The organism is Herminiimonas contaminans (assembly GCF_015645465.1).
Taxonomy (GTDB): Bacteria; Pseudomonadota; Gammaproteobacteria; order Burkholderiales; family Burkholderiaceae_D; genus Oxalicibacterium; species Oxalicibacterium contaminans.
In genome coordinates, this window is record NZ_JADOEL010000019.1 from 48,498 (window position 1) to 74,386 (window position 25,889).

General features: G+C 56.6%; 36 protein-coding genes. 25 read left to right on the forward strand and 11 right to left on the reverse strand.

The genetic code is table 11. From position 1 onward, the window contains the following. Positions 1 to 46: 46 nt before the first annotated feature. Positions 47 to 496 carry an SsrA-binding protein SmpB gene (smpB, locus tag IXC47_RS17355; RefSeq protein ID WP_195876491.1) on the reverse strand — a complete coding sequence of 150 codons (450 nt, stop codon included), beginning with the start codon at positions 494 to 496 and terminating at the stop codon, positions 47 to 49. 63 nt (positions 497 to 559) lie between these two features. Between smpB and IXC47_RS17360 the strand changes: the two genes are divergently transcribed. After that, on the forward strand, positions 560 to 991 hold the full coding sequence (locus IXC47_RS17360) for a type II toxin-antitoxin system RatA family toxin (RefSeq protein ID WP_124573922.1): 432 nt from the start codon (positions 560 to 562) through the stop codon (positions 989 to 991). Then, the gene (locus IXC47_RS17365; RefSeq protein WP_195876492.1) at positions 984 to 1,289 is read left to right on the forward strand and encodes an RnfH family protein; all 306 of its coding nucleotides are present in this window, start codon (positions 984 to 986) and stop codon (positions 1,287 to 1,289) included. Before IXC47_RS17360 ends, IXC47_RS17365 begins: the two co-directional genes overlap by 8 nt. Positions 1,290 to 1,335: 46 nt before the next feature. Here the strand turns inward: IXC47_RS17365 and IXC47_RS17370 are convergent, their stop codons facing one another. Beyond that, positions 1,336 to 1,839, reverse strand: a complete 504-nt coding sequence (locus tag IXC47_RS17370) for a DUF4124 domain-containing protein (protein WP_195876493.1) — start codon at positions 1,837 to 1,839, stop codon at positions 1,336 to 1,338. Positions 1,840 to 2,266: 427 nt separating this feature from the next. Here IXC47_RS17370 and guaB point away from each other — a divergent pair, with 427 nt between their 5' ends. From guaB to IXC47_RS17390, 4 genes are all read left to right on the forward strand, one after another. Continuing rightward, positions 2,267 to 3,727, forward strand: a complete 1,461-nt coding sequence (gene guaB, locus IXC47_RS17375) for an IMP dehydrogenase (RefSeq protein ID WP_175625725.1) — start codon at positions 2,267 to 2,269, stop codon at positions 3,725 to 3,727. Positions 3,728 to 3,736: 9 nt separating this feature from the next. Continuing rightward, entirely contained in the window at positions 3,737 to 4,207 is a 471-nt protein-coding gene (locus IXC47_RS17380; RefSeq protein WP_230089628.1) for a GAF domain-containing protein, read from the forward strand. A 49-nt stretch (positions 4,208 to 4,256) separates the two neighbouring features. Next, a complete protein-coding gene (gene guaA / locus IXC47_RS17385) occupies positions 4,257 to 5,876 on the forward strand; it encodes a glutamine-hydrolyzing GMP synthase (RefSeq protein WP_195876494.1) in 1,620 nt (539 codons plus the stop codon). 308 nt (positions 5,877 to 6,184) lie between these two features. Beyond that, positions 6,185 to 7,393 carry a tyrosine-type recombinase/integrase gene (locus tag IXC47_RS17390; protein ID WP_195876495.1) on the forward strand — a complete coding sequence of 403 codons (1,209 nt, stop codon included), beginning with the start codon at positions 6,185 to 6,187 and terminating at the stop codon, positions 7,391 to 7,393. Here the strand turns inward: IXC47_RS17390 and IXC47_RS17395 are convergent. After that, positions 7,368 to 7,598, reverse strand: coding sequence for a helix-turn-helix transcriptional regulator (locus tag IXC47_RS17395; RefSeq protein WP_326838424.1), 231 nt, complete (start codon positions 7,596 to 7,598; stop codon positions 7,368 to 7,370). The genes IXC47_RS17390 and IXC47_RS17395 overlap by 26 nt on opposite strands. Positions 7,599 to 7,907: 309 nt before the next feature. Then, positions 7,908 to 8,786 (reverse strand): hypothetical protein, encoded by an 879-nt coding sequence (locus tag IXC47_RS17400; protein WP_195876497.1) that lies wholly within the window; start codon positions 8,784 to 8,786, stop codon positions 7,908 to 7,910. 89 nt (positions 8,787 to 8,875) lie between these two features. Between IXC47_RS17400 and IXC47_RS17405 the strand changes: the two genes are divergently transcribed. The 11 genes from IXC47_RS17405 to IXC47_RS17455 all read left to right on the forward strand — a co-directional run bounded on the left by IXC47_RS17405 (position 8,876) and on the right by IXC47_RS17455 (position 16,524). Further along, positions 8,876 to 9,088, forward strand: a complete 213-nt coding sequence (locus IXC47_RS17405) for a DNA-binding protein (RefSeq protein ID WP_195876498.1) — start codon at positions 8,876 to 8,878, stop codon at positions 9,086 to 9,088. A 10-nt stretch (positions 9,089 to 9,098) separates the two neighbouring features. Beyond that, on the forward strand, positions 9,099 to 9,986 hold the full coding sequence (gene trfA, locus IXC47_RS17410; protein WP_230089629.1) for a plasmid replication initiator TrfA: 888 nt from the start codon (positions 9,099 to 9,101) through the stop codon (positions 9,984 to 9,986). Between the two features lie 113 nt (positions 9,987 to 10,099). Beyond that, positions 10,100 to 11,026, forward strand: coding sequence for a P-type conjugative transfer protein TrbJ (gene trbJ, locus IXC47_RS17415; protein WP_195876499.1), 927 nt, complete (start codon positions 10,100 to 10,102; stop codon positions 11,024 to 11,026). A gap of 11 nt (positions 11,027 to 11,037) precedes the next feature. After that, positions 11,038 to 11,289: a hypothetical protein gene (locus tag IXC47_RS17420; RefSeq protein ID WP_195876500.1), complete on the forward strand. Its 252-nt coding sequence runs from the start codon at positions 11,038 to 11,040 to the stop codon at positions 11,287 to 11,289. 3 nt (positions 11,290 to 11,292) lie between these two features. Then, positions 11,293 to 11,529 carry a hypothetical protein gene (locus tag IXC47_RS17425; RefSeq protein WP_186862496.1) on the forward strand — a complete coding sequence of 79 codons (237 nt, stop codon included), beginning with the start codon at positions 11,293 to 11,295 and terminating at the stop codon, positions 11,527 to 11,529. A gap of 20 nt (positions 11,530 to 11,549) precedes the next feature. Beyond that, complete coding sequence (gene trbL / locus IXC47_RS17430) at positions 11,550 to 13,289, forward strand: P-type conjugative transfer protein TrbL (RefSeq protein WP_195876501.1); 1,740 nt, start codon at positions 11,550 to 11,552, stop codon at positions 13,287 to 13,289. Positions 13,290 to 13,300: 11 nt separating this feature from the next. Next, entirely contained in the window at positions 13,301 to 13,588 is a 288-nt protein-coding gene (locus IXC47_RS17435; protein ID WP_186862498.1) for a hypothetical protein, read from the forward strand. A 400-nt stretch (positions 13,589 to 13,988) separates the two neighbouring features. Beyond that, positions 13,989 to 14,576, forward strand: coding sequence for a hypothetical protein (locus IXC47_RS17440; protein ID WP_195876502.1), 588 nt, complete (start codon positions 13,989 to 13,991; stop codon positions 14,574 to 14,576). Between the two features lie 32 nt (positions 14,577 to 14,608). Next, complete coding sequence (locus tag IXC47_RS17445; protein WP_195876503.1) at positions 14,609 to 14,944, forward strand: hypothetical protein; 336 nt, start codon at positions 14,609 to 14,611, stop codon at positions 14,942 to 14,944. A 51-nt stretch (positions 14,945 to 14,995) separates the two neighbouring features. Beyond that, positions 14,996 to 15,301 carry a type II toxin-antitoxin system HicB family antitoxin gene (locus tag IXC47_RS17450; RefSeq protein WP_195876504.1) on the forward strand — a complete coding sequence of 102 codons (306 nt, stop codon included), beginning with the start codon at positions 14,996 to 14,998 and terminating at the stop codon, positions 15,299 to 15,301. A 161-nt stretch (positions 15,302 to 15,462) separates the two neighbouring features. Further along, positions 15,463 to 16,524: a carbon-nitrogen hydrolase family protein gene (locus IXC47_RS17455; protein WP_195876505.1), complete on the forward strand. Its 1,062-nt coding sequence runs from the start codon at positions 15,463 to 15,465 to the stop codon at positions 16,522 to 16,524. A 186-nt stretch (positions 16,525 to 16,710) separates the two neighbouring features. Here the strand turns inward: IXC47_RS17455 and merE are convergent, their stop codons facing one another. The 6 genes from merE to merT are packed head-to-tail and all read right to left on the reverse strand — an operon-like array spanning position 16,711 to position 20,139. Continuing rightward, positions 16,711 to 16,947 carry a broad-spectrum mercury transporter MerE gene (gene merE / locus IXC47_RS17460; RefSeq protein ID WP_195876506.1) on the reverse strand — a complete coding sequence of 79 codons (237 nt, stop codon included), beginning with the start codon at positions 16,945 to 16,947 and terminating at the stop codon, positions 16,711 to 16,713. Next, positions 16,944 to 17,309, reverse strand: a complete 366-nt coding sequence (gene merD / locus IXC47_RS17465) for a mercury resistance co-regulator MerD (protein ID WP_195876507.1) — start codon at positions 17,307 to 17,309, stop codon at positions 16,944 to 16,946. Before merD ends, merE begins: the two co-directional genes overlap by 4 nt. Before the next feature lie 17 nt (positions 17,310 to 17,326). Continuing rightward, positions 17,327 to 19,012 (reverse strand): mercury(II) reductase, encoded by a 1,686-nt coding sequence (gene merA / locus IXC47_RS17470; protein WP_195876508.1) that lies wholly within the window; start codon positions 19,010 to 19,012, stop codon positions 17,327 to 17,329. A gap of 39 nt (positions 19,013 to 19,051) precedes the next feature. Then, positions 19,052 to 19,474 (reverse strand): organomercurial transporter MerC, encoded by a 423-nt coding sequence (gene merC, locus IXC47_RS17475; protein WP_195876509.1) that lies wholly within the window; start codon positions 19,472 to 19,474, stop codon positions 19,052 to 19,054. A 23-nt stretch (positions 19,475 to 19,497) separates the two neighbouring features. Further along, a complete protein-coding gene (gene merP / locus IXC47_RS17480) occupies positions 19,498 to 19,773 on the reverse strand; it encodes a mercury resistance system periplasmic binding protein MerP (protein ID WP_195876510.1) in 276 nt (91 codons plus the stop codon). A 15-nt stretch (positions 19,774 to 19,788) separates the two neighbouring features. Then, the gene (gene merT / locus IXC47_RS17485; protein ID WP_195876511.1) at positions 19,789 to 20,139 is read right to left on the reverse strand and encodes a mercuric ion transporter MerT; all 351 of its coding nucleotides are present in this window, start codon (positions 20,137 to 20,139) and stop codon (positions 19,789 to 19,791) included. A gap of 71 nt (positions 20,140 to 20,210) precedes the next feature. On the opposite strand from merT, the gene merR reads away from it, so the two are divergent. The 6 genes from merR to IXC47_RS17510 all read left to right on the forward strand — a co-directional run bounded on the left by merR (position 20,211) and on the right by IXC47_RS17510 (position 23,915). After that, the gene (merR, locus tag IXC47_RS17490) at positions 20,211 to 20,639 is read left to right on the forward strand and encodes an Hg(II)-responsive transcriptional regulator (protein WP_195876512.1); all 429 of its coding nucleotides are present in this window, start codon (positions 20,211 to 20,213) and stop codon (positions 20,637 to 20,639) included. A gap of 114 nt (positions 20,640 to 20,753) precedes the next feature. Beyond that, positions 20,754 to 21,032 carry an antitoxin of toxin-antitoxin stability system gene (locus IXC47_RS17495; RefSeq protein WP_195876513.1) on the forward strand — a complete coding sequence of 93 codons (279 nt, stop codon included), beginning with the start codon at positions 20,754 to 20,756 and terminating at the stop codon, positions 21,030 to 21,032. Then, on the forward strand, positions 21,029 to 21,313 hold the full coding sequence (locus IXC47_RS17500; protein ID WP_195876514.1) for a type II toxin-antitoxin system RelE/ParE family toxin: 285 nt from the start codon (positions 21,029 to 21,031) through the stop codon (positions 21,311 to 21,313). The genes IXC47_RS17495 and IXC47_RS17500 overlap by 4 nt, the downstream gene beginning before the upstream one ends. A gap of 478 nt (positions 21,314 to 21,791) precedes the next feature. Next, positions 21,792 to 23,048: a tyrosine-type recombinase/integrase gene (locus IXC47_RS17505; protein ID WP_195876515.1), complete on the forward strand. Its 1,257-nt coding sequence runs from the start codon at positions 21,792 to 21,794 to the stop codon at positions 23,046 to 23,048. A 62-nt stretch (positions 23,049 to 23,110) separates the two neighbouring features. Next, entirely contained in the window at positions 23,111 to 23,386 is a 276-nt protein-coding gene (locus IXC47_RS19430) for a hypothetical protein (protein ID WP_230089630.1), read from the forward strand. Positions 23,387 to 23,390: 4 nt separating this feature from the next. Continuing rightward, positions 23,391 to 23,915 (forward strand): helix-turn-helix transcriptional regulator, encoded by a 525-nt coding sequence (locus IXC47_RS17510; protein WP_195876516.1) that lies wholly within the window; start codon positions 23,391 to 23,393, stop codon positions 23,913 to 23,915. 14 nt (positions 23,916 to 23,929) lie between these two features. Here IXC47_RS17510 and IXC47_RS17515 read toward each other — a convergent pair whose 3' ends face one another. Further along, complete coding sequence (locus IXC47_RS17515; protein ID WP_195876523.1) at positions 23,930 to 24,334, reverse strand: helix-turn-helix transcriptional regulator; 405 nt, start codon at positions 24,332 to 24,334, stop codon at positions 23,930 to 23,932. 215 nt (positions 24,335 to 24,549) lie between these two features. On the opposite strand from IXC47_RS17515, the gene IXC47_RS17520 reads away from it, so the two are divergent. Together IXC47_RS17520 and IXC47_RS17525 are read left to right on the forward strand one after the other, a co-directional pair. After that, positions 24,550 to 25,572, forward strand: coding sequence for a hypothetical protein (locus IXC47_RS17520; protein WP_195876517.1), 1,023 nt, complete (start codon positions 24,550 to 24,552; stop codon positions 25,570 to 25,572). Positions 25,573 to 25,582: 10 nt separating this feature from the next. Next, complete coding sequence (locus IXC47_RS17525; RefSeq protein WP_195876518.1) at positions 25,583 to 25,804, forward strand: hypothetical protein; 222 nt, start codon at positions 25,583 to 25,585, stop codon at positions 25,802 to 25,804. Positions 25,805 to 25,889 lie beyond the last annotated feature (85 nt).

The following is a 25,889-nucleotide window of genomic DNA, read 5'->3' on the forward strand; positions in this document are numbered from 1 at the left end:
TGTTGCGCACCGCATAAACAAAAACGGCGCCTGCGGGCGCCGTTTTTTATCGCCGGTTCTGTTTCATCACGGCCTGGATTTCGCGATTGGTATCGCGCTGCTTTTCCGCATCGCGTTTATCGTGCTGCTTTTTACCCTTGGCGAGGCCGATTTCGCATTTGATGTAGCCGCGCTGGTAGTGCAGGTTGAGCGGCACCAGCGTATAGCCGGAACGTTCTACCTTGGCGCTGAGTTTCTTGATTTCCTCAGACTTCAGCAATAGCTTGCGTGTACGCACCGGATCAGGCGTAATGTGGGTAGAGGCGGTGGCGAGCGGGCTGATATGCGAGCCAAACAGGAAGATTTCATCGTTGCGCACGATGACATAGGCTTCCTTCAGCTGCACCCGTCCGGCGCGTATGGATTTGGCTTCCCAACCTTGCAATACGATGCCGGCCTCGAAGCGCTCCTCGATGAAGTAATCGTGGAATGCTTTTCTGTTGTCAACAATGCTCATGAGTTTCGGCTAGGGGTCGGTTAAAATGGATACTTCGCGATTCTATCAAACGGTTCATATTCGATGGCGGTAGTACATAAATCAGTCTTGTTGGGCTACAGCGCTGAACAAATGTTTGCGCTGGTAGACCGGGTCGAGGATTATCCTCAATTTTTGCCATGGTGTGGCGGGGTCGAGGTCAAGCAGCGGGAAGAAGGCCGGCTGGTGGCCAGCATCATGATCAATTACCACGGCGTCAAGCAGAGCTTCACCACGGAAAACACCAATGTGCGCCCGGTATCCATGACCATGCGCTTGCTGGAAGGGCCATTCAAGCAGTTGCACGGCACCTGGACCTTCAAACCACTGCGGGAAGATGCCTGCAAGATCGACTTCGACCTGCAGTATGAATTCTCGAATCGCCTGATCGAGCAAATCATCGGGCCTGTATTCAATATGATCGCTACCAGCTTTGTCGATTCCTTCAGCAAGAGGGCAGATGCAGTATATGGCTGATCCAGCTTCCATTCACATCCAGATTTGCTACGCGCGGCCAGGCCAGCAGTTCTTGCTGGAGCAGACCGTTCCGGTCGGCACGACCATACAGCAAGCGATCCAGAATAGCGGAATTATTCAGCAAGCGCCGGAAATCGATGTCAGCGTCTGGCGTGTGGGTATCTATGGCAAGCTGAAAACCCTGGACACCGTCCTACGTGAGCATGACCGGGTTGAAATCTACCGGCCGCTCATCGCCGATCCCAAGGATACGCGCCGCAAACGGGCGGATCACAAGGCTGTCAAAAAAACTGCCTGATACCGTTGCCGGTAGCAGGCAGGGATTTTTAGAGCGTTTTCACTGGTTATTTACAGTCGTTAAGTACGCGCCGACTCTCTTTTATTTCCTGTTCGCGCTCTTCGTCGCTCAGGTAAACCCTTTCCCCCGATTGATCCATGCGGCTGACGCGCTGGCCTGATTCCAGTATGCGGTTATAGGCAGTCGCACGTTCGCAATTTTTCTTCTGATCTGCTGCCTGTTTGGTTTTTTGCTCGGTTTCCTTATCTTTCTCGGCCTGGGCTATCCGGCGCTTCTGGAAATCGGCATTCTTGTCAGCCAGCGTAGGAGGGGCCTTTTTTGTCAGATCAGCATCTTTTTCCGCCTCTTCCGTACTTGCTTCCGAGGCAGTACGCAGCGGCGTGCCCGGGGCTTTGAGGATTTTGCTGGTTGGCACGGAGGTTGGTGGCGGGCGGTCCGAATACTGTTTCACGCCTTTGTTATCCAGCCAGATATATTGGGCAAAGGCGGCGCTGGCTCCGAGGGAAAGGATAAGTGCGAGGGTGAGGCGGGCAAAACCGGTTGAACGCATGACAAATCCTTCAGGGAGTGGCGATAATAGAACTCATTTCATCAATATCCGTGAGATGCGTTCTTACCAAAAGCGGTGCTGGCAAGGCGTGCGACGCGTCGCATAGCGGGCTATGCGCAAGGAGCACAACGCGGCCAGCGCCGCTTTTGGTAAGAACCCGGAGGGAACGGGCTATTTGGGCGTATTGCTGCGTTGCGCCGCTTGCCAAGGGACCACCCTTGGCGGCACGACACGCCTTGCACTACCTCCCAAATAGCCGCGTTCGCACTCGCGGATATTGATGAAATGAGTTCTAGTTGTGCGATTTCGCCATGCTTCCAGTCTGCTGTCAATCAATACGGCAATTTGTCGACAAGCTTTTTAGCAAGTGCAAGACGCAGCAAACGGATTTCTGTATAATTCGCTTTTGCGCCACTAGGAAAATGCTATGCGTTTATTACAAAAAGCACTCACATTCGATGACGTGCTGCTGGTCCCGGCTTACTCAGACATCCTCCCAAAAGATACTTCCCTTGTTACGCGCCTGAGCCGTAACATCACCCTGAATATCCCTTTGCTGTCGGCAGCGATGGATACTGTGACCGAAGGTCGCCTTGCGATCGCGATGGCACAGGAAGGTGGTATCGGTATCATCCACAAAAACCTGACCGCCAAAGAACAGGCGCGTGAAGTTGCCAAAGTAAAACGTTTCGAGTCCGGCGTCGTGCGTGATCCGATCACCATCCCGCCAGACACCAAGATCCGTGACGTACTCGCTTTGTCGCAGCAACATGGCATCAGCGGTTTCCCGGTCGTCGAAGGCAAGACCGTGGTCGGTATCATCACCAACCGCGATCTGCGCTTTGAAAACGAACTGGACGCACCTGTCAGCAGCAAAATGACACCGAAGGACAAACTGGTTTACGTGCCGGACGGCGCGGACCTGGTTGAAGCCAAGCGCCTGATGAACAAGCACCGCCTGGAGCGTGTGCTGGTCGTCAACGACGCCTTCGAACTGCGCGGCCTGATCACCGCCAAAGACATCCAGAAAGCAACCGAGCATCCACTGGCATCGAAAGACAGCCAGGGTAAATTGCGCGTCGGCGCAGCAGTTGGCGTCGGTGCCGACAACGATGAACGCGTAGACCTGCTGGTCAAGGCTGGTGTGGACGTGATCGTGGTCGATACCGCGCACGGTCATTCCAAAGGCGTGCTGGATCGCGTGCGCTGGATCAAGGATAACTACAAGGGTGTAGACGTCATCGGCGGCAATATTGCTACCGCAGCGGCTGCACTGGCACTGGTTGAGCATGGCGCGGACGGCGTCAAGGTTGGTATCGGCCCAGGCTCGATCTGCACCACACGTATCGTTGCAGGTGTAGGCGTGCCACAAATCACCGCCATCTCGAATGTTGCTGAAGCGCTCAAAGGCACAGGCGTGCCGTGTATCGCTGACGGCGGCATCCGCTTCTCCGGTGATATTTCCAAGGCACTGGCAGCAGGTGCTTCCAGCGTCATGATGGGCAGCATGTTTGCCGGTACGGATGAAGCACCAGGCGAAGTGATCCTGTTCCAGGGTCGTAGCTACAAAGCTTACCGCGGTATGGGTAGCCTGGGTGCGATGGCCGATGGTTCGGCAGACCGTTACTTCCAGGATCCAGCCAACAACGTGGATAAATTCGTGCCGGAAGGTATCGAAGGTCGCGTTGCCTACAAAGGCAGCATGGTCACCATCTTGTATCAACTGGTGGGCGGTGTACGCTCTTCCATGGGTTACTGTGGTTGCTCGACCATCGACGAATTCCGTGAGCGCGCTGAGTTTGTGGAAATCACCTCGGCCGGTATGCGTGAATCGCATGTCCATGACGTACAGATCACCAAGGAAGCGCCGAACTACCGCGCTGAATAAGGTCGCTGCATGGCACTGTCAGCACAACTTGCCAGCCCTGCATTTGATAGCAGCAGGAGCCGGCAGGAAGATCTTTCCCACGCTGTTGCCCGCATAGAGCGGCTGGGGAAGCATCTGTTTGGTGTCTCGGCCTGTATCGTTTATTTGCATGCGGCTGACGATGATCCCGCTTCGTCTTTCGATACAGCTGCACATGCGTTTTGTGCGCAACAGGATCTGACGGATGATTTGCAGGTAGTCCCGGAAAAGTCATCGCCATTCCAGGCCGCGCTGGGCAAGATAGATAATCTGGACGTACGCTTTTATGCATTGCAGCCTGTGCGTAATCGCGACGGTCAGATCGTCGGCAGGATAGGCCTGATACACGAACGGCCACGCATGTTCACCGAAGGCGACAAGCACTGCCTGCATGATCTGGTCGCCGTGCTGGAACGGGAACTGCATGCACATATGTCGTCCGCATCGCCCGCCGCAAAGTAATCCGTTTGAAAATTAATCGTTCCACCTAGAAGCATTAGCCAACTATCCCATGCATTCGAAAATACTCATCCTCGATTTCGGTTCCCAAGTCACCCAATTGATCGCACGTCGTGTACGCGATTCCGGTGTTTTTTCTGAAGTCTATCCATACGACGTCAGCGATGAGTTCGTGCGCAACTACGGTGCCGCTGGTGTGATCCTGTCAGGTGGTCCGAACTCGGTGATCGAAGGCGACGAATCGCCGCGTGTACCGCAAGCCGTATTTGAACTGGGTGTGCCGGTTCTGGGTATCTGCTACGGCATGCAGGCAATGGCAGAGCAACTGGGCGGCAAGGTAGAAAACGGCAAGGTACGTGAATTCGGTTACGCCGAAGTACGTGCGCATGGCCACACCGCTTTGCTTAAAGACATCAGCGACTTCACCACGGCCGAAGGCCATGGCATGCTGAAAGTCTGGATGAGCCATGGTGACAAGGTCAATGAAATGCCACCTGGCTTCAAGCTGATGGCATCGACACCAAATTGCCCGATCGCCGGTATGGCGGACGAAGCACGTCGCATGTACGCATTCCAGTTCCATCCTGAAGTGACGCATACCGTACAAGGTAAAGCCATCATCGCGCGCTTCGTGCATGAAATTTGCGGCTGTAAATCGGATTGGAACATGCCGGATTACATCGCCGAAGCAGTCGAAAAAATCCGCCAGCAAGTCGGCAGCGACGAAGTCATCCTCGGCTTGTCCGGTGGCGTCGACAGCAGTGTTGCTGCAGCGCTGATCCATCGCGCGATTGGCGACCAGTTGACCTGCGTATTTGTCGATCACGGTTTGCTGCGTCTGGATGAAGGCAAGATGGTAATGGAGATGTTTGCCGAGAATCTCGGTGTCAACGTCATCCACATCGATGCAGTCGATCAGTTCATGGGTCATCTGGCGGGTGTCAGCGATCCGGAAGCCAAGCGCAAAATCATCGGCCGTGAATTCGTCGAAGTATTCCAGGTCGAAGCTGGCAAGCGCAAGAATGCCAAATGGCTGGCACAAGGCACGATCTACCCTGACGTCATCGAAAGTGCAGGCAAGGGTAAGAAGGGTCACACTATCAAGAGCCACCACAACGTAGGCGGCTTGCCGGAAACCCTGAACCTGCAATTGCTGGAACCACTGCGTGAATTGTTCAAGGATGAAGTGCGTCAACTGGGCGTAGCGCTCGGTTTGCCGCATGACATGGTGTACCGCCATCCATTCCCAGGCCCAGGCCTCGGCGTGCGTATCCTCGGTGAAGTGAAAAAGGAATTTGCCGACCTCTTGCGCCGTGCCGATGCCATCTTCATCGAAGAACTGCGCAAGACACCATTCGTCGCCACACCAGGCGCATCGGAAGCAACCGACAACGGTATTCCGCATCGCAACTGGTACGACGCAACCAGCCAGGCCTTTGCCGTCTTCCTGCCAGTCAAATCGGTAGGCGTGATGGGCGATGGTCGTACCTATGAGTACGTGGTGGCTTTGCGCGCAGTACAGACACAAGACTTCATGACCGCACACTGGGCGCATTTGCCGCATGAGCTGCTGGGCAATGTCTCGAACCGCATCATCAATGAAGTACGCGGTATTAATCGCGTGGTCTACGATATCTCGGGTAAACCGCCTGCGACGATTGAGTGGGAATGATCACACGTCTGGCATCAGCAGGCAGCTGATGGCACCAAAACACCCGTAAGCCCGCGTCACTGCGGGCTTTTTTGCTTTTTGGTCTGGCATTGGCTGGCATCTTCAAGCACCGGCAAGTACGCTTTTCTTATGGTACGGCGGATGGTACTATCTCACTCGATACCATGAGAGACGCCCGATACCATGCCATGGTCTTTAGACTTAACATGGTATTGAAAGTTCGTAACGTGTTGATTTTTAAGTAGAAAAGTCGCTTTTTTAATGCTGATTTTGATCATGGTATTTTGAACCTAGATAGGACGAATGCCATGCTCACCGATACCAAGCTTCGCAACATCAAGCCGCAGGACAAGCTCTACAAAGTCAACGACCGCGACGGCCTCTATGTGGCCGTCACACCGGCCGGAGCGATCTCGTTCCGCTACAACTACTCGATCAACGGCAGGCAGGAAACCATCACCTTCGGTCGCTACGGCAGCGGAGGCATCACCTTGTCGGAAGCCCGCGAGCAGCTGGGTGAAGCCAAGAAGATGATTGCGGCAGGCAAGTCACCGGCCAAGGAGAAGGCGCGAGACAAAGCCCGCGTAAAAGATGCCGAGACATTCGGTGCATGGGCCGAAAAGTGGTTACGCGGCTACCAAATGGCCGACTCGACCAGAGATATGCGACGTGCAATCTATGAGCGGGAGTTGAAACCGAAATTCGGCAACCAGAAGCTGGTAGAAATCACCCATGAGGACTTGCGGACGCTGACCGATACCATTGTTGAGCGCGGCGCGCCAGCTACGGCGGTGCATGTGCGCGAAGTAGTCATGCAGGTTTTTCGATGGGCAATCGAGCGTGGCCAGAAGGTGGAAAATCCGGCGGATATGGTCAGGCCAACCACCATTGCCAAGTTTGAGCCCCGTGATCGTGCGTTGACGCATGACGAGATCGGGCTGATGTACCAGTACATGGAGCGCATCGGCACGACACCCTCGATTCGGGCTGCGGCCAAGTTGCTACTGCTGACAATGGTTCGCAAGAGTGAACTGACGAACGCTACATGGAGCGAAGTCAATTTCAGCGAGGCCCTTTGGACGGTTCCCAAGGAGCGGATGAAGCGGCGCAACCCCCATCACGTCTACCTATCTCGGCAGGCTCTGGATATTTTCATCGCACTGAAGACGTTTGCCGGTGGGTCTGAGTACGTGCTGCCATCAAGATATGACTCGGACTTACCAATGAGCAGTGCCACGCTCAACCAGGTGCTGACGCTGACTTACAGGTTGGCACAGAAGGAAGGCAAGACGCTGGCGAAGTTCGGGCCGCATGATCTACGGCGAACTGCAAGCACGTTGCTACATGAAGCTGGATACAACACTGACTGGATTGAAAAGTGCCTTGCCCACGAGCAGAAGGGTGTAAGGGCGGTGTACAACAAGGCCGAATATCGGGAGCAACGCACGGCCATGTTGCAAGATTGGGCAGACATGATTGATGAATGGACGGTTAAGCGGCTGCGACCGAATGATTGACGCCAGGACGGCTGGCCTGGTTGCCAGACGACCTTCGCGCCTCAATCCATTCTTCAACCTCCGCAAGGTCCCAAGCTACGTTACGGCTGGTTAGTGCGATACGGCGTGGGAACTCCCCTCGCTGTTCCATGTTGAAAATCGTACGCTCGGCCAGTGGAATCATGGCAAGCAACTTTTTGCGGTTGATGAGGGTCTTGTTTTTCACAGGCATGCTCCGAGTGAAGAAGCATGAATCACCATCAAATCGGCTTGCGGTGCCTCTGTTGAAACCTTTTTTATACGCATTTCAATGCATCCTTTACGGTTGAATACTGACCGCAATGGTGCTTGGATACGTTGATTTTAATTACGCAAAAAGTTATTAATGTGTTGTCGGCGTCTGAGTTGCCGGTGATGACCGCCATGACGACTCAACTAACGGCGAGCATTTTCTTGGGTGTCTGTAGAAAAGCAGAGCGTGTACACGCATTAGTTGCAGTCACGTCGATGCACAAAGCCGATGCGACCAGGTTCCTCACAACTTGTCTAGCGTCGGCTGCGGCATCAAACCATGCCGCTTTATCGCAATGGATACGGCTTGTCTTTCCAAGCCAAGTTGACGTGCTATCTCGGCCTGATTGGTGATGCCTTGGGCCAGCATATTCGCAATCAGGCTTTTTGTGTCCTTCATTGCATGCAGTAGGCGGTAGGCCTCTTTTCTTACGTAGGTATGAGCCTCAATGTCCCAGAGTGGCAGCTTGTTCGCTTGCTTACTCCAAATCATGGACATCAATTCTGCATACTCGTTAGTCAGTCGGCGGTCACGCTGGTAGGTACGCTGGGCACTGGTGCTACGTCTCGGGTTGTGGTGTTCGCAATAAAGTTTGCTCGGCTTCGCTGATCCCTCTTTTTGATTGGGTAAAAGCGCTGCGCCGAGCATGTCACCACGCTTGCTCCATGCCGCTATCTGTGTAGCACGCTCCACTTGGTCGCGGAAAGCAGTCACAGAAAAGTCACCCCGCATCTCTCGAACGTTGCAGTAGGTCATCACCATGCGGAGCGCTTCCTGCACGCTTGGAAGTGTGTACTCGGCACTGTCCCATCGCGGCAGCACTCCGCCTGGAAGCAGTTTTTCGTAACGCTCGATCAAGTCGTCAGCTTTGCGCTGCGCATCTTTACGCATGGCATCAGTTAGCGGCACCTCTTTGGCGCTATCTCTGGTTGTTCGTTTAAAGACTTTCCTTGCCTCTAATGCGCAGACGTACTCAGTGTTGCGCCAGCAAAGTTCGCAGAAGCACCACTTGTAGGCGTCTTGGAGTTTGGTGCGGATCTTCTCCGAAGTCGTATCGCATTCCGCCACCAAGACACCCAACAACGGGTTCATGCGGCGTGTTCGTTTAACTGTCTTCATCATGACAACAGTTTAATAACTTTTTGGCGCTTGTCAAGAAGCATATCAAAGCACCATTGCGGTCAGTATTCAACCGTAAAGGACGCATAGAAATGCATATCGAAGAAGCGCTAACAAAGCAGTACGGGCCATTGATGAGCATTGCTCAGCTGGCAGCTTGCCTTGACCGTTCGGCAGAAGGATTGCGCATTAGCCTGCGCACAGAGTCGGAATGGTCCAAGTCAATCAATGCGACCAAATTGAAACTTGGCCGACGTGTCTATTTTCGGACAGCTGAAATTGCCCTCGTTCTGAGCGGCAAGTAAAGCGGCCGGCATGACGTCTTCACTGCTTGCTCAACATCCCGCGTTGGTTGCGCGGATGGCAGAGGCGCAGGCCCGCACTGCAGCGCGCCGCGAATCGCCTGAGCCACAGCAGATGTTCTTACCAGGGCTTGACCCCGAAGTTAGGGCGATGCCCAACCATGTCGCCCGATCATCGCTTTTTGCGCCTGTTGCCCGTGGCCGCAAGGTTCTGCATGAACAGACGGTTCTGGTGAGTCGCGCAGACGCCACCATCACTTACACCGGGTATCAGCTGGATGAGGCTCAGGCTGATGCATGGATGCAGCTCATGTTCGAGGCGAAGGATGCCCCGCTTGGTCAGCCTGTCCTCATCAATCGAGCTGCATTCCTGCAGGCCATTGGACGCGGGACGAGCGGCCGGGAATATGAGTGGCTACATCGAGCGATGTTCGTGTTCACGGCAGCAACCATCGTCATTGAGACGCGCAAGCGAGACGGCGCACCGAAGTACCGCTTGGGGCACACCAAGGCATTTCACATGCTGGCCGATTTTGAATATGACGCGGATGCCGAAACCTACACCTTCACCATTGATCCGCGTTGGAAAACACTGTTTGGTGGCCGGGAATATGCCCTGATCGACTGGGACAAGCGTTTGCAGATCGCCCAGGGCCAAGACATGGCAAAGGCGCTGCAGCGACTGACCGCAACATCCTCTGACCCTGTGCAGCGGTACGCGCTGGACTGGCTTAAAGAAAAGCTGCAATACACCAGTCCGATTCGGAAGTTCAGGGCATCGTTGATCGCTGCCATGCAGGAGTTGGAGCGTGTTGGCGTCATCGCCGGCGGCCGCATCGAACGCAGCACCAAGGGCCGTGAGCAGGCGGCCTGGACCAAGCTGGCCGGGGAGGAGTCTTGATGCGCTCAACCCATCGTGTTTGCGTTCCGGGGGCGTCGTGTTTGCGTTCCGCTTTCTCGTGCTTGGATTCCGCTTTTTCGTGTTTGCGTTCCACCCCATCGCCGCAAACCCGCATGGGCATTGGCTTTAAGAGCAGTTCGCCGCCCTCTACCTTCTTTTTACCTTCTCTTTACCGGGAAGTGCCTGTGGACAACCAGGCGCAACAGCAGCTCACCTCACTTCGGCAGCGTCGTCGTCATCGACTTGCTGAGGAAATTCAATTGATGACGCCAAAAGGAGAAATAGCAATGCACAACTCAACAGCACGAAAGGCCGTTTTGGTCGCGCTCGTGTCCACCATGGCAGTGTCCGCCGCTAACGCGGGGAGCGTGGCCGGTAACGGTGGCTCTACGGAAGTGACGCAGATTTTGAACAACGTCGAGCTGATTCAGCAATCGGCTCAGATGTACCAACAGGTTCAGCAGACCCTGCAGCAGGTACAGATGGCCCAGCAACAGCTGAAGAACTTGATGGCTGCACCACAACAGTTGTGGGGCCAGGCTCAACAGGAATTGACCAGCCTGACCCAACTGGTTGCGCAGACCAACGCCATCAGCTACGCCGCCGGCAACATTGACCAGTCGTTTAAGCAAGCGTTTCCTGGCTATGCAAAAAGTGCGGGCGCAACGAATTACGGCACCAAGTACGCCGCGCTCATTACGAAGGCCATGGACGGCTTGAGTTCGGCGCTGCAAGGAGCAGGACTGAATGCCAATCAGTTTGCGAATGAGCGCGCCGCTATCCAACAGATTCAGGGCATTTCCGCTGGTTCGCAAGGCTCCCTGCAGGCGGTTCAGGCCGGCAACATGATCGCCAGCCAAACGGTGGACCAGCTGCAGAAATTGCGCCAGTTGCTGGCCAGCCAGGCGCAGTCGCAAGCGAACTTCCTGGGCGCGCAGGCGCAGATTCAGGCAGACCAGACAGATGCCACACAGACCCTTCTGAAACAAGGTGATGGCACCGTGCGCAAGGCTGGCCAGAGCGGCTACAAAACTTTCTGAGGATCGACGCCATGAAAAATTTCATCAAGCAAATGAGCCACGACCAAAAGCGTTGGTTTTCCCTTGGCGTTGCCTTGATCCTGTTCACCTTGTTTTCGCTTTTGACTGGATGTAGTGACAAGGCGGCGGAAGAAAGCGCTGCGCGTCAGAAGGCGCAAGACGCAGCCATGCAGCAGATGCTGAAACAAAGCGGAGCGGCCAGTGCGCCGGACGGTAGCCACACCGTGCGCAAAGCTGGCGAATCCGGCATGAAGGGGTACTGATCCATGTGTGACGCTGAATTCAGACATTACTTCGCCAAGGCCAAGGACGCCAAAAGGGGCGGAAAGGACGCATGGGATGTGCAATCCACAGGCGAAAAGGTGGCCGTAGCGCTCGCGCTCAACAAGCCCGAATGGCTTGCAAGCCTGGGATACACCCTTGCCGAAGCCATCGACCGCACAGGGCCGCAATGGATTGCGTTGCTGCCGCGTGTTGAGCGTGCCTTGCTTGACCTCGAATAGTTCAGACGGGAGAAAGAAATATGAAACAACGTAATCTGTTCCTTCTGGCCTTTGGCCTTCTGATGATCGCATCGCCAGCATTCGCCGACACCACCGGCTATGACTTGGGTTCGATCATGGACAAGTACCAAGCGGCCGCCACTCAGTTCGGCTCGAACATCACTGCTGTGGCGCTCAAGCTCTGCTACACGTTATTCGCCATCGACCTAGCTTGGACGGTTCTCGGCCGACTTCTCAAGGGTTCTGACATTGTGGAAATCGGCACCACGCTAATCATGCGGGTAATGTGGGTTGGCCTTGTCGTGTGGGTCATCAACAACCCCAGCGTGCCGCTGGCATTCGTCAATGGCTTTATCCAGTTGGGCAAGACTGGCGCGAACACCTCAGCCATCAGTCCCGGCGACGTGTTCTGGCAGGGCATTGACCTGGTGAACATGATGATGACCAAGTTTTCCGACAATGCCACTGTGGCCGGCGTGCCGGTTCCGGCAGGGATCGCGGCGATGGCCAACCCCTTTGCTGCCATCCTGATTGGCATTGCCTTAATCGTCATCGTCGTTTGTTACGCCATGTTGGCGGCGCAATTCGCGGTGGCCTGGGTTCAACTCTGGTTTTACCTTGCTGTCTATCCGATTGTCTTGGCATTCGGTGCGATGAAGTGGACCAAAGACATAGCGATGAAGGTCATCACCACACCGCTTGTCTATGGCGTTCGGTTTATGGCGATCTACTTCATCATGGCCGTGGGAACGACCCTGGCCCAGGACTTTGGCACCGAGATTGGAAACCTCTCGCTGACCAACCTGACGCCGATCTGGACGATCCTGGCAGGCTCTGTACTGTTGTTCATGCTCACGTTGAAGGTGCCGACGCTGGCGGCCGATTTGTTGGGCGGCACAGCATCGTTGTCTGCTGGTGATGGTGTCGGCGCTGGCCTGGTAGCTGGTGGCGCTGTCGCGGCCGTGGCCGGAGGTGCATATGCCGCTGGGTCTACCCTAGCGAACGGTGTAGGCGGTGCCATAAAGGCGGGTCAAGCTGCGATAACGCAGGCCCGCGAAAAAGGTGCCACGGGTGTCATGGGTACGGCTGCAGGTGCCGCTGGTGCGGTCGGTAGCGCCGTTGGCGAAGCTGCGATGGAGGGCATCAAGGGCTTGGGCGGTGATTCCATGGGCGGTCGCCTGGCCGGGCGCATCGACACCAAAACAGCTGGTATCCGCGAAAGCAAAGCAGCGGCCAGCGTGTCTGCGCCATCCGTTCCAGGTAGCCAACCGCCAGCGCCTGCCAGCGGTGAATCCAGTCCAGCGACCACCACACCACAGGCCCCGCCTGCAACCGAAGGAAGCCAATCCACCCAGCCGGCAGCAGCGCCCACTGAAACGCCGCCAGAGCCGACGCGCGACACGCCAGCAGCACCGACCACCAGCAGCACCGCGACAGGCGAGCCAGGCGCACCTGCAGCCACCTCGACTGACGTAACGGCTCCGGCGCTGGCCACACCACCAGCACAGAACGGGTTGCCTGCAGAGGCACCTTCTGCACACACACCGCCGATAGCTGCACCAGTTGCAAATGCAGAGCGTGTACACGCATCCGATCCGGTCGCTGTTGCCGCAGCTGTGCCAACGGGCGACACAGCGGATGCGGAATCGCCAGGTGCATCGAGTAAGGCTGCTTTGGCCGTCAAGGCAGTTCTCAACGAGGTGCAGAAAACCAGCGGCTCAGGCGGCGGGTCTGTGCAAACCAGTCACGGCAATGAATAAGGACAAGTGAAATGAGAAAACCAGAAAAGATCGCAGGTTTTACGGTCGAGGCATTTCCACACGTGAAGGCCACGCAGGTTGAATGGGTTATTCAATTCCGTGATCTGCCTTCTGTGCGGGCCGTTGGTGCGAGCTTGCCGGAGGCCAAGGAGCGCCTGGCCATCAAATGGGAAAAAACAGCAGAAGCTTTCAGGGCGGCTGGTGTGCCGGTACCGAAACCAAGCCGTCCGAGGGGGAATAAGCGAGTTCTTGACGCGATTCGTCGGCTGGCGGATCGGAAGTCGAAACCCATTTTCTAGCCTACATGCAGTCAGTGTGCAGTGATATTGCCGTGTTGTTGAAGTGTTAGCGCAGTTGAGCCGCATGTTTGCGCAGTCTGTGAGCAATGAACATGCAGTGCTGTTGCCGTGATTGTGGTTGGACTGCCTTCTTTTGGCGTGATTTTGCGCAAGCAGGTTGTCTCAAACCAATCAGGCATCAGCCAGCGCAAAGATGGATAGGTACGCCCGGACTTGATGCCCCGGAAATGTGTTGCAAGACCTGAATACAAAGACCTTAGTGGAACATAAAGGGCGTATTGCGCTGCTGCTGTGTTTTTGGTGTTTTCCGTTGCTGTGCGCCGTGTAGATGCGTACCGCGTATTTTGAAAATGTGTTGCGAATGCAGGACGACCGTGCAACACGAAAGAAAGGAGGCCACATGGCCGCGAAACAAACTTATTCCGTTCGGCTTGATTCCGATCAACGGCTCCAGTTGGACGCCAGGGCTGAAAGCATGGAGGTGCCAGTCGGTTACTTGATACGCCTGGCCATCGACGCATACCTGAAGCAGCAGGAAGAAAAAGATTACCTATCGGAGGTTGAGAAGCGCATCGCGGTCACGATTGATCGGCTTGCCCGTCAGGTAGCGAAAGACCGCGCAGAACAGCAGATGGTTGTCGGGATGTTGGACTACTTGAGGGAGTGGCTGGCATTCACGCTGCCGACGCCGGCCGACAAGAACCAGGCAAATGACCTCATGCGCGAGCGGGACAAGGTGTTTTGGGAGCGTTTGCCTTTGCAGTTCACAAACACCACCAAAGCAAAGGTGACGACCTACTTGGAAGAAAAGACGCGAGCGGCGCTCCCGTGTCCGACCTGCGGCACTGGATCGTTGTACCCCAAGGAGGGAAAAAGGGGACTGTATTGGTACTGCAGCAATTTGAAGGCATCGCCAAGGTGCGAAGCAACTTTTCCCGACGCTGATGGCCGGCCACTGTTCCCCAGTGCCGAAACCACTGGCCAGTAATCACGTAACTCGACAGACCAGGAAAAATCAAAATGGAAAACCAAATCAGGATTGACTCGGCAATGGCGATGTTGACGCAGGCAACGTCCATCAGGCACGTGTTTGATGAAGACGCGGCAGAGCTGGGCTGTGGCCCGATCCACTATGCCTTGGAACTCGATGGCCAGCTTTATCTGGTGTGCCGAGACGATGACACCGAAAAAATGGTGGTCGTGCCGGTTGCGTGTTGGGAGCTGGGCAACCTGCTGGAAGCTATTGACGATCCCTTGTCCGTTTTGTCATTCCGACAGCTGGATGGCGAATCTTTTGAGAAGGTGGCAGCACGAACGATTGCGGCGTTCGCTCTGCCTGCCACGACGACCCATTAAGAGAGCTGCCATGACCCATCAAAGATACACCATGAAGCAGGGAGCGTGACGATGGCCTTTTTCATCACCTACGTTGTCAGCGAGGGCCAGGACGCAATTCGCGTGACCCTGCCGGATTTCAGCATCCACACGGTTGTTCAGGCAATTTGTGACGTGCCAGAGCAGGTGAAAAAGGCGCTGGCGGAGCAATACCGGGGACCCGTTCCGAAGGATTCGCATATCGAGGATTGGCAGGATGATCCCAGCTATCGGGGCGGTTGGTGGCTATGGCTCAATATCGACGTGGACGGCCTCACTGATTGCGGTAGACGCCGGCGAAAGCTGAAGTCTGTACCTGCCCAGGATGCAGCATCTTGAGTGCCGAAATTTATGTTTTTGGGCGCAAATTTCAGTTGCCGGCGCTGAGCTGCAGGATGCCGCTCCTAGTCGTGGGCGGGGCGCTGTGCGGCTTCGCGTGGGGTCATGTGGGATTGTCTTGGCTTGTCTGCCTCGCGGGCGCTATGCCATTGCTGTGGAGCTTGGCTGGCTCTCGGTGGTGGGCCGGCGTCATTGCGTTGGCCTATTACCTGACGGCCAGCCGTGGCTTGCCCTTTGGGGCTGGCGTCTTTTTCGCTGAGGCGGCACCAGCTTGGTTTAGCTGGGCGCTGTGGTTTGCGGCCGGCCTTGTCAATGCACTGCCCTGGCTTCTTCTTTGGAGTGAAACACCACGCCGCAAGGCGTGGACATTGCCGGCGGCTCTTGCCTTAACCGCCTTGCCGCCGGTTGGCTTCATTGGCTGGGTGAACCCGCTGACGGCCGCCGGCGTTCTCTTTCCTGGTCTTGGCTTTCTCGGCTTGGCCTGCCTGGTGGTCGGCCTTGTTTCTGCTGTGTTGCGCCGTTGGCCAGCGGTCGCAATTATGGCCAGCGTTGCAATGGTCTCCAACATCGTCGCGCTTCATGCAAAACCTGAACCATGGGTTTCGGCCTGGTCAGGGCAAGACACTGCCTTTGCACGGCTGCAGACTGCCGCAGCTCCTAACTTCCTGGCTGAAGGTCAGCGTATGGCGCAAGTTCTCATGATCGCTGGCCAGATGCAACCTGGTCGCGTTTTGGTCATGCCGGAAACCGTCCTGCCGCGTGTGCGCCAGGTCAATGACTTCAACGCCTCGATGCTGGCTGATTTGTCGGCACAGTTGAAGGCCAAAGGTAGCGCGGTCCTGGTTGGTGCTGAAGTGGTCGGCTCAGGGCATCAGTTGCAGAACGCCCTGGTTGCCCTCGGCGACGAGTCCGCGCCATTGGTCCAGCGGGTGCCGGTGCCGATAGGCATGTGGCGGCCTTGGTCTACTGAATCCATCACGGCCGATCCGCTGGCCAGCGGTGTCGGTTTGGTCGCCGGTCGCAAGGTGGCTTACTCGATCTGCTATGAACAGCTCCTGGTATTTCCCGTTCTGGTCAGCCTGGCGCACTCGCCCGATGTGCTGGTGGGTGCGGCGAATGACTGGTGGGCGCGTGAGACAAGCATTCCTGCGATCCAAGGGCAAGCGCTGGATGCTTGGGGTCGCTTGTTTGGCCTGCCTGTAGTGCGCGCCACGAACACCTAAGCGGGCTGTCCATCAAACGGTCAGTTTCTGCACGCAATGCTTTCACCCCAACATGGCACCTACAACGTAGCTGTACGTGTCAGCATTTTCGTCAATTTTTCAAAGTTGAGGAAACGTATGACTACGTGAGTTGGTTAACCGCCTGCATCAGTTGCGTCATTGCTCATTCGGTTGGCTGGGAAGCGGTCATGATCTTTCCTTGAAGGCTCGAAGCAGCCGCGCTAAGGACAGGACGAACAAGCCGGTAAGTGCAAGGGCTGCAATACCCCAGTGCTCCCCGATGAACGCGCCGGCCGTCGTGCCGGCCAGCACAATGGCGAAAATCGGCAAATGGCAAGGACAGGTGAGCACGGCCAGCGCGCCCCACAGGTAGCCGGTGAACGGTTTGTGTGTCTCAGACGGAATGCGCTCGGAGTTGGTCATGACAGACTCTCCTCATGCTGTGCCGACTCGGTCGGCATGGCGGCCAACTGCACGTCCAGATCGGCCAACGCTTCGCGCCGACGTTCGACGAACTGGCGCAGCACGGCAAGCTGCGCGGCCGTCTCGTCGCCGTTCGCCGCATCCAGCGCTCGATATAACCGCGCCAATGCGTCCAGGCCGATGCCCGCCTCGAAGGCGGCTCGCACGAAGCACAGCCGTTGCAACGCGGCGTCATCGAACAGGCCGTAGCCGCCCGTGGTGCAGGCGACCGGCCGCAGCAGTCCGCGCAGCAGGTAGTCGCGCACGATATGCACGCTCACCCCGGCATCAAGGGCCAGCCGGGACACCGTGTAGGCGTTCATTGAACACCTCCTTTTCCTCATCCGGCGCAGCAGGAAAGCTGCGTCACGTCCATGCTGAAGGTCTGCGCCGCGAGCTTCAAGCCTTCGACCATCGTCAGGTAGGGGAACAACTGGTCGGCCAGTTCCTGCACCGTCATGCGGTTGCGAATGGCGAGAACAGCCGTCTGGATCAGTTCGCCCGCGTCCGGGGCCACCGCCTGCACGCCGATGAGCCGTCCGCTGCCGGCATCGGCCACAAGCTTGATGAAGCCGCGTGTGTCGAAATTGGCAAGCGCACGCGGCACGTTGTCCAAAGTCAAGGTGCGACTGTCGGTCTCGATCCCGTCGTGATGCGCTTCGGCCTCGCTGTAGCCCACGGTCGCCACTTGCGGGTCGGTGAACACCACGGCTGGCATCGCGGTCAGGTCCAGGGCGGCGTTGCCGCCGGTCATGTTGATCGCCGCACGGGTGCCGGCGGCCGCTGCCACATAGACGAATTGCGGCTGGTCAGTGCAGTCGCCAGCCGCATAAATGTGCGGCGTACTGGTGCGCATGCCCTTGTCGATGACGATGGCACCCTGTGCATTGACGGCGACACCCGCCACTTCCAATGCCAAGCTGCGCGTGTTCGGTGTCCGGCCGGTCGCGACCAGCAGCTTGTCGACGCGTATTTCACCATGCCCCGTGGTTAGAACGAATTCGCCGTCCATATGGGCGACTTGGCTGGCTTGCGTGTGTTCCAGTACCTTGATCCCTTCGGCACGGAAAGCGGCCGTGACGGCTTCGCCGATGGCCGGGTCTTCGCGGAAGAACAGCGTGCTGCGTGCCAGGATCGTAACTTGGCTGCCGAGCCGGGCAAAGGCTTGCGCAAGTTCCAACGCAACCACCGATGAGCCGATCACGGCCAGGCGTTCGGGAATGGTGTCGCTGACCAGGGCTTCGGTCGAAGTCCAGTAGGGTGACTCTTTCAAGCCCGGAATCGGCGGCACGGCCGGACTGGCCCCCGTGGCAACCAGGCAGCGGTCGAACGCCACGACGCGCTCGCCGCCATCGTTCAAACGGACGGCAAGGCTTTGGTCATCCTTGAAACGCGCTTCACCGTGCAGCACGGTAATGGCTGAGTTGCTATCAAGGATACCTTCGTACTTGGCATGGCGCAGTTCATCGACGCGGGCCTGCTGCTGGGCCAGTAGTTTGCTGCGGTCGATCGCTGGCGCGGTCGCTTTGACCCCGCCGTCGAACGGGCTTTCGCGGCGCAAATGGGCGATGTGGGCGGCGCGGATCATGATCTTGGACGGTACGCAGCCGACATTGACGCAGGTGCCGCCGATGGTGCCGCGTTCGATCAGCGTGACCTTCGCGCCTTGCTCGACAGCCTTCAGCGCCGCCGCCATCGCAGCGCCGCCGCTGCCGATCACGGCGACCTGCAACGGGCGTTCGCCGTCGCTACGCTTATCAACGGCACCCACCCAGCCGCGTACCTTGTCGAACAGTCCGGTGCGGCTGTCCGTCAGCGGCGCATCGGCGAGCGTTGCCTTGTAGCCGAGTCCAGCCACGGCGGCTGTCAGCGCTTCGGATGCGGTGCCAGGGTCAAGGTCGAGCTGGGCTGCGCCCTTGGCGTAAGACACGACGGCCGACTGTACGCCGGGCACTTTCTCCAGGGCTTCCTTGACGTGCACCGCGCACGAGTCGCAGGTCATGCCGGTGATTTTGAGGGTGGTCATTCGATTTTCCTTTACTGTGGTCGGCGACGGCCAATGCCGTCAGCCACGTTGTGCTGGCAGTTCGCAGCCGTCCGGCCCGCAACGGCGATGCGCTGGCGAGACGAAATCCCAGACCGATACCCCGACCATCAAGGTCAGGCCGACATACATCAAGTTCGCCGTCCACCAGTTGCCGAGAAGCCAGACCGTTGCCGCGAACACGATAGCCGGGCCGATCATGCCGAGCAGGCTGCGGTGCCATTGCCGATGACTGAGCCAGCCCAGCGCGTTCGCCACGAACGCGATCACGGCGAACAGCGGCAGCAGCCGGCTGATGAACAAGCCCTCGTACTGGCTCAGGAAGCCTAGCCCGATGGCCGCGCCGAAGCTGGCGAGGGCCGGGAAGCAGGCCGCGCAGCCCATCGCGGAAACGACGCTGCCGAGCGCGCCGGTTTTATCGGCAATGCGTGTCATCAAGCCCATGATGTCGCTCCCGGTTCAGCGGTTCACTGCTTGACGCTGGATGGATAGCCCGCGTCTTCTGTGGCCTTGGTCAGCTTCTGCACGCTGGTCTTGACATCATCGAAGGTGACAACCGCTTCGCGTGTCTCGAAGGTCACGTCAACTTTGCTGACGCCTTCGACCTTGGAAATCGCCTTCTTGACAGTGATCGGACAGGCGGCGCAGGTCATGCCAGGCACCGACAGCTTGACGGTCTGGGTGGCGGCCCAAACGGGAGCAACGACGGCAACGAGAGCGAGGGAAGCAAACAGCTTTTTCATGGTGAACTCCTGTGATTAATAGAAAAATGGCATGACGTAGGGAAATCCGAGCGCGACCAAGACCAGCACGGCCACGATCCAAAAAATAAGCTTGTAGGTGCTGCGCACCTGTGGAATCGCGCATACCTCGCCCGGCTTGCAGGCTGCGGCCGGCCGGAAGATGCGATGCCAGGCGAAGAACAGGGCGACCAGTGCCGCACCGATAAAGATGGGGCGATAGGGTTCCAACACCGTCAGGTTGCCGATCCATGCCCCGCTGAAGCCCAAGGCGACCAGGACTAGCGGCCCGAGGCAGCAGGTTGAGGCGAGGATGGCGGCTAGCCCTCCGGCGAAGAGCGCACCGCGCCCGGTTTGTGGTTCAGACATACGCTTGTCCTTTCGGAATTGGATTGGATAGCGTAACCTTACTTCCGTAGTCATGTACGGAGTCAAGCGATATGCAAACTATTTTTGAAAATTTGACCATTGGCGTCTTTGCCAAGGCTGCCGGGGTCAATGTGGAGACCATCCGGTTCTATCAGCGCAAGGGCTTGTTGCCGGAGCCGGACAAGCCCTATGGAAGCATTCGCCGCTATGGTGAGGCCGATGTAACGCGCGTGCGGTTCGTCAAATCAGCCCAGCGGCTGGGTTTCAGCCTAGATGAAATCGCGGAACTACTCAGATTGGACGATGGAACGCACTGCGACGAAGCCAGTCACTTGGCTGAGCACAAGCTCCAGGACGTGCGCGAAAAAATGGCCGACCTGGCGCGCATGGAAGCCGTGCTGTCCGAGCTTGTGTGCGCTTGCCATGCGAGGAAGGGCAATGTTTCCTGCCCGTTGATTGCGTCGCTACAGGGGGGAGGTACAAGCCCGGCTATGCCTTAGCATAAGATTTTGCCGTTTCGTGAACAGGCCTCGACTTGTGCACCTTCGACCGTCGCAGTTGATGTTGGTGATGAAAACGTATATACTTTGGAAGTACATTTGATGAGGTGCATCATGTCCAAAGAAGCTGTTTTCACGATGAAGCTGGAGCCTGAGTTGCGTGCTGAGTTCATGGCCGAAGCGGAGGCCGCCCACAGGCCGGCTTCGCAGGTCCTGCGCGAGTTGATGCGCGAGTTCGTCCAGCGTCAGCGGGAAAGTAGGGAGTACGACGAGTTCCTGGGCCGCAAGGTTGATGCTGGTCGTGCTTCGATGCGCGCTGGCGTTGGTCACTCCAATGATGAGGTTGAATCCACGTTCGCCGCTCGGCGTGCTGCCGTGGCGAACCAGGCGTGAGGGTCATTTGGACACCTGAAGCGCTGCAGGATCGCGCCGACGTTTGGGACTACATCGCGGCGGACAACCCGCGAGCGGCTGCCCGTATGGATGAGCTTTTTAGCGATGCGGCCGCCAAGCTTGTCGATCACCCGAAACTGGGGCGGCCGGGAAAGATTCAAGGAACCCGCGAGCTGGTGCCGCATGAAAGCTATCGCTTGGTGTACGAAATCAGCGACGAAACCGTGTGGATGCTGGCCTTGGTCCACACTGCGCGTCAGTGGCCGTTGGTCCGTGATTGAGTGAACAGGGCGGGAGCCTGGGAACAAGTGGCTGAACGCTTGATGCAACCGAATGATGGTTGCGAATTCTTATTCTTGTATGAACATGGTATTTTTTATGGCATCGTATGATCTTGTAGCCTCGGAAGCCGCGCCGTTATTGGTGATTTGTGGTTTATTGACAATTGAGTGGGAGTGAAATCAGGTCCTTCGGGGACTATCGCGGGCTATCGAAAAACTGTCGTAACGTGTTGATTTAAAAGAAGATACGTCACTACGACTATCGGTGGCTATCGCCGGCCAGCAGAACAGGTTGGCGGTGGAACTGGCGGTAAGAATCTAGGCCGAATTAAGACTTTTTCATTCACCACTCAGACTTTTACCGTCTTTGACGGTAAAAGTTATCTCGGAGAAGCTTGTTTTACGCGGCTTCGCGGGCATCAGCAGGTCTCCTGATCCCTGACGGTAAAAGCCGTCAAAAAACAGGAGGAAAACCTCGATGCTAACCGATGCTGCACTACGCAATTTAAAGCCTAAGTCCAAGATTTATAAGGCTTCTGACCGTGATGGGATGTACGTGACGGTATCGCCCAGCGGTACCGTCACCTTCCGCTACGATTACCGTCTCAACGGACGCCGAGAAACGCTGACCTTCGGGCGCTATGGCCCTGACGGTATTTCGTTGGCAATGGCGCGCGAACTACTTCTGGATGCGCGCAAAACCGTCCTCAAGGGCATCTCGCCCGCGCTCGAAAAGCAGCGTGAAAAGCGCCGGGTGGGCGCCATTAAGACTTTCGGCGCGGCGCTGGAGACATGGCTGGCTAATGCTAGATGGGCCGATAGCACCCGTGCCGCACGCCAGCACATCATTGACCGGGATCTCCTGCCGGCTTTCCAGAATCGCTTACTGACCGAAATTCAGGCGGAGGACCTGCGGACCCTTTGCACGAAGATCAAGGAGCGTGGGGCGCCTGCCACTGCGGTGCAACTTCGGGACATCGTGAAGCAGGTCTATGTCTATGCGATCGCTCACGGTGAAAAGGTGGAGAACCCTGCTGACAGCGTGGGACCGTCGTCGATTGCCACCTTCGTGCCGAAAGATCGCGCCCTGTCACCATCGGAAATCCGCCTGATGTTGCAGGAAATGGAATTGGTGGCGACCTATCCGACCATCAGATTGGCGATGCGCTTGATTCTGCTAACGCTGGTGCGCAAGAGTGAACTGATCCAAGCTACTTGGGATGAGGTCAATTTCGAGAACGCGACTTGGACGATTCCGAAGGAGCGGACGAAGGGGCGCAATCCGCATGTGGTCTATCTGTCGCGCCAGGCGCTCGACATCTTCGTTACGCTGCACGCCTGTGCAGCAGGCTCAAAATTCGTCTTTCCCTCTCGTTACGATGCGGCGCGGTTCATGTCCAATGCGACTTTGAATCGGGTGACGCAACTCGTGGTTGAGGGCGCGCAAGCCAAAGAGTTGCCGCTGCAGCCGTTTACTGTCCATGATTTGCGCCGCACTGGGTCGACGCTGTTGAACGAGATCGGCTTCAACCGGGACTGGATCGAGAAGTGCCTGGCACATGAGGAGGGACGTTCCTCGCGGTCGGTCTACAACAAGGCCGAATATGCGGAGCAGCGGCGCCACATGTTGCAAGAGTGGGCCAACATGATTGATGCCTGGGGCGATGCAAAGGTTTATGTGTCAAAGCTGGTGCCGGAGAACCTGGTCGTTCCGGTATTGAGCGCGATAGCCTAAAAATGATGGGCATGGTTGTCACTTGACAACCATGCCCATCATCCCCATACTGGAGATCATTGATGGCCCGTCCTTCACATACAAAGAAAGAGGTCGAGGAAGCTCTGAGGCACGCCGAAGAGCAGGGGTGGCGTGTAGATGTCGGAGGCAGCCACGCTTGGGGACGGATTTATTGCCCATACAACGACGAGGAGTGTCGCTGCGGAGAGTTCTGCATCACGTCGGTATGGAGTACGCCCAAGAGCCCGGGTAACCACGCTCGCGCCTTGCGGCGCGTAGTGGATAACTGCACTACGCATCGGAAGCAGCATGAGGCCGATGACGGAGCCAAGGAGTAGCGCTATGGAATACACCTTCACCTTGAAATACCAGCTTGCCGACGATGATCGCGATTCGGATGTGCTGGTTGAACGCCTGGGCGAAGCTGGCTGCGACGATGCTTTGGTCGGCATCGGGCAGCCAGGACGTCTGGCGCTGGAGTTCACCCGCGAGGCGGTGGACGCCGGCGCTGCCGTGCGCAGCGCGCTGGCGGATGTGCGCTCCGCTGTGCCGTCGGCGCAATTGATCGAAGTGGCCCCCGATCTGGTAGGTTTGACCGATGTGGCGGACATCGTTGGCGTGTCGCGCCAGAACATGCGTAAGCTGATGCTGGCTCATCCTGGAAGCTTCCCGGCGCCGGTGCATGAGGGTAGTGCATCGATCTGGCACCTTGCGGACGTGCTGGCTTGGCTGCAAGCCAGGGGCAGCTATTCGCTCGCCAAGGACGTCTTGGATGTCGCGCAGGTGGCCATGCAGGTCAATGTGGCGAAGGAGGGCCGGCGTCTACCGCGATCGGCGTCCAAGGAATTGGAAGCCTTGGTTGGATAACGCCTTTTGGGATCTCATTTCTTACTCGAGCCCGCCCGAACAGGGCGGGTTTTTCGTAGGTGGACATCGGGTTTTGCGATGCCGCCGCGAGGGGCTTGTTTGCGTTCTTCAATCCATGCTTCAACTTCGACCAAGTCCCACACGACGCAGCGTGGTGTCAGATTGAAGCGACGTGGGAATTTGCCGCAGCGCTCCATTTCGTAGATCGTCGTCTCAGCCAAAGGGACGATCTGTCGCAATTCGTGTCGGCGAATGGTTCGCCGGAAAGGAAGGGCACTATGTTTCGGAAATTGCGCAAGCTTTCCATAAGCTTCCGTTCCTGGTAAGGGGAGGGACTGATCAGCGTTCGTACTTGTCGGGCTGGATGTTTGCGATAACTGTTTCACTTCGGACTCCGTGAGCGCGTTGTATAGAGACATAGTGAGGCTCAGCATTTATCGGGACAACTTGCTGAGGCGTAGTCCGGCGAACTAAGTGCAATCGTGGCCGCACATCAGAAATTGGATTGTTCGGAACACGCATCCATTTTCGTGCCAACAAAATTCTTGCCATGTCGTGTGAATGACTTACGAGAATTTGCCGCTAAGGTGAGAAAATGAAGATATTCAAATAATAAATTGGCGCTAGTGACTCGATGAATTCAACTACCGTAAATAACATTCTCGATCTGCGTATCTTTGCCGCAGGTGATACGTCTGGTTTTCCCGTCAGTACTATGCTGTTAGAGTCAGCGGACCTACGAAAAATTTCAAGGGTCGACCTACTCGCAGCGTTATCCGGCATGGAACAGGATGGTTTGCTTCGTTGTGAGGAGCAAGCGTATTACTCGACTACGCTCGGGAAGATCGCTTTGCGAAAGCTCCTTGTCGAGCAGGGGCGGGTCGCGCAAACACTGGTTGACCAGAAGCGTTATGCATTGGCGGACCTGATTCTAGCTATTAGCGCACACGACCAGGTTGAGAATGGCATACAGATTGGCCTCCTCACGCGCGAGATGATGGCTGTGTATCTGCACGAGTTTGACTCTAAAGAGGTCGTGGCTGCCATTGACGACCTTATAAAGACGGCACATCTTAGACGGTACGAGTTTGGCTATAGAAATGGAATAATCATTTCTGGAGAGGGGCTGCAGTATTACCAGCAGGAAGTTTGTCAGCGGCTGAATCTGGATCCTGAGCAGGGGATCCTTAGTCTCGTGACTCTTCCCGACTTGGACGGAAGATTTGTACGGCTGGGGCTGGATCCAGTGTTGTTGCCGAACTTGCAGCAACGCTGGTGGGAAATGGAAACATGCGCCTCCAGTGGCGTGTATTTGGCTGCAGTGATACTGATTGGTAGTGTGCTAGAAGGGGTACTGTTGGGTCGGCTGCAGCAACGCATTACCGATGCCATGACGTCGCCAAAGGCTCCTCGGGAACGTGGATCTACGACGGTCAAACGATTGGAGGACTGGACGCTTCAAGACTACATATCGGTTTCGGCGGATATCGGTCTTATACCTAAGAGTGTGGAAAAGCATGTCCATGAGCTTCGCGATACACGTAATCTTGTTCATCCAAACAAGCAAGTCACCTCCGGCATTACGGCGGATCAACCTCTTTATCGAATTTCACGACAGGTAGCCGAGACAGTTATCGATGGTTTAGTGTTGCCGTAAGAGCATAAGCATGTCTGAAAATATCAAGAACACCGCGATCACTGCTGCCGGCTACATATACCAAAACCGACAAGGTCTTAGGGTTCTGTGCGACTGGCTAGACGCCCCTGCACGCTACACCAGAATGAAGTTTGAGTGCGACGATGAAGCCGTCGCACCGACGGGACTGGATGATATCGTCGTCGAGCGCGGAGCCTGTCAGATTTTTTGTGTGCCGAAGGTCATGAGATGATACCGAAAGGGAAACACCATGACTACATCGATGAGCACAGTAAAAAAGCCCAAGAAACCGAAAGCCCTCAAACTTTTTTCCGACG